The 5,082-nt window shown below is 49.4% G+C and carries 6 protein-coding genes; 1 reads left to right on the top strand and 5 read right to left on the bottom strand.

Annotated elements, in window-relative coordinates:
• Positions 1-120 precede the first annotated feature (120 nt).
• Entirely contained in the window at positions 121-1,275 is a 1,155-nt protein-coding gene (locus DW819_RS14750; protein ID WP_118733888.1) for a PrpF domain-containing protein, read from the bottom strand.
• A gap of 253 nt (positions 1,276-1,528) precedes the next feature.
• Here DW819_RS14750 and DW819_RS14755 point away from each other — a divergent pair, with 253 nt between their 5' ends.
• Positions 1,529-2,440, top strand: a complete 912-nt coding sequence (locus DW819_RS14755) for a LysR family transcriptional regulator (protein ID WP_118733889.1) — start codon at positions 1,529-1,531, stop codon at positions 2,438-2,440.
• On the opposite strand, the gene DW819_RS14760 is transcribed toward DW819_RS14755, so the two are convergent.
• The 4 genes from DW819_RS14760 to bilS all read right to left on the bottom strand — a co-directional run bounded on the left by DW819_RS14760 (position 2,437) and on the right by bilS (position 4,996).
• Positions 2,437-2,916 (bottom strand): 8-oxo-dGTP diphosphatase, encoded by a 480-nt coding sequence (locus DW819_RS14760; RefSeq protein ID WP_243024906.1) that lies wholly within the window; start codon positions 2,914-2,916, stop codon positions 2,437-2,439. The genes DW819_RS14755 and DW819_RS14760 overlap by 4 nt on opposite strands.
• Before the next feature lie 63 nt (positions 2,917-2,979).
• Positions 2,980-3,792, bottom strand: a complete 813-nt coding sequence (locus tag DW819_RS14765; protein WP_118534459.1) for a GNAT family N-acetyltransferase — start codon at positions 3,790-3,792, stop codon at positions 2,980-2,982.
• An 18-nt stretch (positions 3,793-3,810) separates the two neighbouring features.
• Positions 3,811-4,329, bottom strand: a complete 519-nt coding sequence (locus DW819_RS14770) for a peptidylprolyl isomerase (protein ID WP_118534458.1) — start codon at positions 4,327-4,329, stop codon at positions 3,811-3,813.
• A gap of 163 nt (positions 4,330-4,492) precedes the next feature.
• The gene (bilS, locus tag DW819_RS14775; RefSeq protein ID WP_118540221.1) at positions 4,493-4,996 is read right to left on the bottom strand and encodes a flavodoxin family protein BilS; all 504 of its coding nucleotides are present in this window, start codon (positions 4,994-4,996) and stop codon (positions 4,493-4,495) included.
• Positions 4,997-5,082: the final 86 nt, after the last annotated feature.

The following is a 5,082-nucleotide window of genomic DNA, read 5'->3' on the forward strand; positions in this document are numbered from 1 at the left end:
ACCCGGAACTTCTGCTGTACTGGCTATTCTACAATAATAAACGCAGCCAGAATGTTGCTGATGAAAGCCTGTAATCCGGCTTTTTATAGTAACGTTCTGGCTGCGTTTTATTTTTTATGATTACCTTCTGACTGATGCAATGCCTTCCATCAACAGGTTGGCCGTGCGGAATCCAAAGGTATCTTCAATGACCGGCTCCTTTTTCTCTGGCCGGTAATCCACGCCACATTCCAATACTCCGCCCGGATGTCCGATACGGATAAACTTGGTATCCGTGTCCGGATTTAACACCTGCGCTACTACGCTTCCCGGCACAACTGCTGCTGCCGCCGTGCACATGGCTCCGGTCATCGCATAACTCGGATGCGATTTCTGCATCGACATCATCCGCGAAAGCAGATCTATTTCTTCTTTCCGGATTGTCGTTCCATCCGCGGTCTCGTAAGCATCCGGCTCCGCCACAAATGTCATCTTCGGAATACCAGGTGTTTCCCATGCTGATTTTTTGTAATCATCGATCAGGCCAAGCTTCACCGCGGCAAGTCCCCGCACCGTTTCCAGAAGCTCCAGCTTCGCTGCATCCGCATTTAACCCGTTCGGATTTTCTTTTCCGGTCAGCCCCAGGTCCTTTGCGTTTACAAAAACAAGCGGATTTGCCGCATCAACAATGGAAACCTTCACCTCACCAAAGTCCGGCACCATCAGCACATCCACTGCATTTCCGGTTGGAAGCAGACCCTTTCCCAAGGTTCCTGCCGGATTTAAAAATTTCAGACGGATCGGTGACGCCGTTCCCGGAACTCCGGCAATCTGGAAATCTCCTGTATAATTCACGTGATTCCCGGAAGTTTTCACATCGGCTGCAATGATTTTTCCCGTGTTGGTATTGTAGATCCGCACGGTTGTCTCGTTCTCGTTCGGTGTGACCAGACCTTTTTCCAGCGCAAACGGGCCAACACCCGAAGAAATATTTCCGCAATTTCCCTTATAGCTGACGATCGGCTTGTCTACAGATACCTGTGCAAACGTATAATCCACATCGGCATCTACTCTCTGTGACTTTCCCACGATTGCCACCTTGCTGGTTACGGACTGGGATCCGCCAAGTCCGTCAATCTGTTTGCTGTCCGGGCTTCCCATCAGACGAAGCAAGATGGCATCCCATTCTTCCCTGTTCTCCGGAAGATCAGATTGCAATATATAAATTCCCTTACTGGTTCCTCCCCGCATGATCGTCACCGGAAGTTTGTACACCTGCTCATTTTGATTCCGCATTTCGTTTCCTCCATCACCTGTGTGTGAAGGCGGCTGGCCATGCCGCCGGTTTCTTAACCGGTACCGTTTTTATGGTTTTATCATAGCATGACGCCAACTGTAATACAAATTCATAATTTTCATTCAAACTATTCTATATATCTATAGTTTATGCTATGATAAACTTAACAGATTATAAGGAAATCTTGCATGAACTGCAAAAACGAAAGCACGATCTCAAAATCATGTCAGGAAAATTTTTTGGGAGATTTTTATGGATTTTAAAGACTTATCTTATGTCCTGGCGATCGCCAGATATCAGAATATTACCAAGGCTGCGAATTCTTTATATGTAACGCAGCCGACACTTACAAAATTTCTTCAGAATCTGGAGTCCGAGCTTGGTCAAAAGCTATTCCGGAAGCTGGGTCACCGTTTTGTCCTCACTTATGCCGGGGAACGTTATGTGGAAAAAGCATCGGAGATCTTGAACCTAAAAAAAGAGCTGGACCAGGAGATGAACGACATTGTAAAGAACAATTACGGCTCTTTAAAGATTGCCTTTCCGACCATGCGCGGCACCTACATGCTTCCCTGTACCCTGCCGATTTTCAATTCCTTATATCCCAACGTGCGCCTGGAAATCCTGGAGTCGCATTCCTATTTACTGGAAGATATGCTGCTGAACGCCGAGGCTGATCTCGCATTTTTCAATCTGCCTGTTAAAAGCCCGGATGTTGACTACGAGATCATCAGCCACGAGGAGCTGCTCCTGATCTTGCCACATCATCACCCACTTGCGGAAATGGGCGTGCAAAAGCCGGACTGCAAATACCCGTGGATGGATCTCAAATACTTAAAAGACGAGCCATTCCTGTTCCAGACTCCGGGACAGCGGACCCAGCAGACGGTAGACCAGCTTTTTAAAGCGACCGGGATCACCCCGATCATAAAGCTGCAGACCAGCAACATCGCCGCAAAAGTCCAGCTGGTGGCAAAAGGCTACGGTTGTGGTTTTGTCACTGAAACCCATTTAAAGCACATCCAGCCGCCGCCTGATATTGCCTGCTTTTCCGTCGGCCCGGAAACCTGCACCACCGTTGATTTTGTGGCAGCCTACCGGCGCGGCAGTTACCTGCCGTACCATGCGCAGGAATACATTAAAATTGTAAAGGATTTCACCTAAAGCTCCATTTCCCTGCCATCCAGAGAAGCCGATACCAGCTTATCGTGACCATCATAGACAAGCTTGAGTGAGAAGAAATCCGTGCGTTCATTCAGAAGTCGGAAGAAGATCTTATCTCCCTCCCAGATGTTTAACGTTACTACGTCTTCCTTATTGACCCATACCAGTTCGCCCTCATTACATGCGATCGGTTCGCCGGTAAAGGCATCTGCCGTAAAGAGTGACATATATTCTGTCACGCCATTCCCGGAGACAAAGGTCACAATGGCACGGTATTTCCAGGAAGTCAGCGTATAACCGGTCTCCTCCCAGACTTCTCTGAGCAAGCATTCCTCCGGACTTTCATCTGCCTCAAAATGGCCGCCGACTCCGATCCATTTGTCCTTATTTACATCATTTTTCTTCACGGTGCGATGCAGCATCAGATACTGCCCGTCTTTTTCAATATAGCATAATGTACTCAATGAGCTCTTCACTTTTTCATACCTCCACAGATCATAGCAGCTTATTTTCCAAACTGGGAATTCTTTTATTGCCGTTCACATATTACAAACAGTAACATACTTTACCTTTAGTTTCCGAAGCAGCCGGACCGATGCCGTATTTTCTCCTGCCACGCAGGCACACACCGGACAATCCAGTTCGTTCTTTGCATAATCAAGAATCGCACGGCATGCTTCTTCGGCATAGCCCTGGCGGCGGTAGGGGTGAAAGACGTGGTATCCGAGTTCCAACTCTTCGTCCGACCCATTTGCTCTTACAGTCTCCCGCTCCTTCGCATTGGATAACCCGGCTTTTCCGATGATCCTGCCATCTGTTTTTCGCACCAATGCCCAGATTCCATACTCACAAAAGCGGTACTGGCCTTTGATATAGGCCTTCAATTTTTCTGCATCGTAAAAGACCTGGTCGGCTTCCCGTTCTTCCTGTGTGAACCAGACATCCGGCTCCTCTGGCATCCCGGCAATATCTTCCATGGTAAATTCCCGGATGAGCAAGCGGTCTGTTTCTGTGATAATCCAGGGCAGACCGATGTGGCGGCGCACAATGCGTTCTAAATACTCCGGGCAGATGGCGTCCGGCGTTGCCAGATACTCTGCATCCCAGATGTCATTCGCCGTCTTTCCCTCTGCTGCCTTTTCGACCGGCTGGTTTTCTGTTCGCAGAAGCTCTGATGTCTGACTTTTCTCCGTCCGTTCTTCCTTCTGACTTCCTCCGCCATATTCCTCCAGATGAATCAGGCCAACAAAAGCTCTCCCTGCTGCTTTCGCGGCAAGGAGAGCTTTTCGTTCGTCAGAAACCACAACCGGATATGCTTTCTTTTCTACCCAAACTGTATAGTTCTGAACCATATATTCTTTTCCTCTGAATCAGCACTTTTCCGGCTCGTCATACGCTTCGCCGAAGGTATCTACGGTCATGCTCTTGATCTTCTGCTCTTTAAGCGGTCTATCGCTATAATCGGTGCGGGTCTCGGCAATCTTGTTTACCACATCCATGCCGTCAATGACCATACCGAATGCTGCATAAGCACCGTCTAAGTGCGGAGCGTCCTTGTGCATGATGAAGAACTGGGAGCCTGCAGAATTCGGCATCATGGAACGTGCCATGGAGAGAACGCCTGCAGTATGCTTTAAGTCATTCTGGAAACCGTTCTGACTGAACTCACCCTTGATGGAGTAACCTGGGCCGCCCATGCCGTTGCCGTTCGGACATCCGCCCTGGATCATGAAGCCTTTGATGACTCTGTGGAAAATAAGGCCATCATAGTAGCCCTTTCCTGCCAGGCTGATAAAGTTTTTTACGGTGTTCGGAGCAACCTCCGGATATAATTCTGCGCGGATCACGCCGCCGTCTTCCATAGTAATGGTAATCTCTGGATTTTTCATGGATCAAATCTCCCTTCGTGTAGTACGTTTGGTGTCACAACGCAAACGCTAAGATGGGGAATATTATATCATAAATTCCTCTAATACGCAAATATCCAACTCATGAGTCATGTTCCGTTCTGTATACACGGGTAGTTACCGTTCAGGCAGGTGAACGAGGCCTTCACCCTGTAATCATCCTCCGCAGTCTTTCCAGATCCTCCTGATCCGGGTGGGAAAGCGCCTGATCGAAGTTCTCGATCAGCGCATCCAGATTCGGCTTCGCATCCGGCATCTCCTTCATCTTCACATAGCGGTCCCGCACCGCCTGCGGCATCCTGCCCTGGCACATGTACTCTCCAACCACCGTGTTACTTGCGTCAATGGCCGTGCGGACATTCGCTAGAATCTTCTGATAGTATGCTTCACTGCCGCCGAAGCCCGCGGTGCCAAACAGGAAAATCTTTTTGTTCCGAAGCCTGCCCAGCAGCTCCAGGCATGCCTGATCCGCCGTGCCCTTGTCCGTCCAGAAACCCACATAGATCATCTCTGCATCCGGATCTGCGGATTTCGCCTCCCCGAAGTACGCACACCGCGCGTCCGGCAGTGCCCCTCGAATCGTATCCGCGAGCTTCCTCGTGTTGCCCGTCCGACTGCTGAAAATAATGGCATATCTCTCTTCGCTCATCGTCCTGTCCTTCCTTTCATTCTCTTCAGATCGAGTAGGAGGCGGCTATCGCCGCCGACCTCTCACACCACCGGACATGCGGTTCC

It is taken from the genome of Clostridium sp. AM33-3 (genome assembly GCF_003480315.1).
Lineage (GTDB): Bacteria > Bacillota > Clostridia > Lachnospirales > Lachnospiraceae > Brotaphodocola.

Coding starts and splice junctions, on each gene's coding strand:
- DW819_RS14750 (WP_118733888.1), bottom strand. CDS start 1,275: ATGCGGAATCAAAATGAGCAGGTGTACAAACTTCCGGTGACGATCATG.
- DW819_RS14770 (WP_118534458.1), bottom strand. CDS start 4,329: ATGAAAAATCCAGAGATTACCATTACTATGGAAGACGGCGGCGTGATC.
- bilS (WP_118540221.1), bottom strand. CDS start 4,996: ATGAGCGAAGAGAGATATGCCATTATTTTCAGCAGTCGGACGGGCAAC.
- DW819_RS14755 (WP_118733889.1), top strand. CDS start 1,529: ATGGATTTTAAAGACTTATCTTATGTCCTGGCGATCGCCAGATATCAG.
- DW819_RS14765 (WP_118534459.1), bottom strand. CDS start 3,792: ATGGTTCAGAACTATACAGTTTGGGTAGAAAAGAAAGCATATCCGGTT.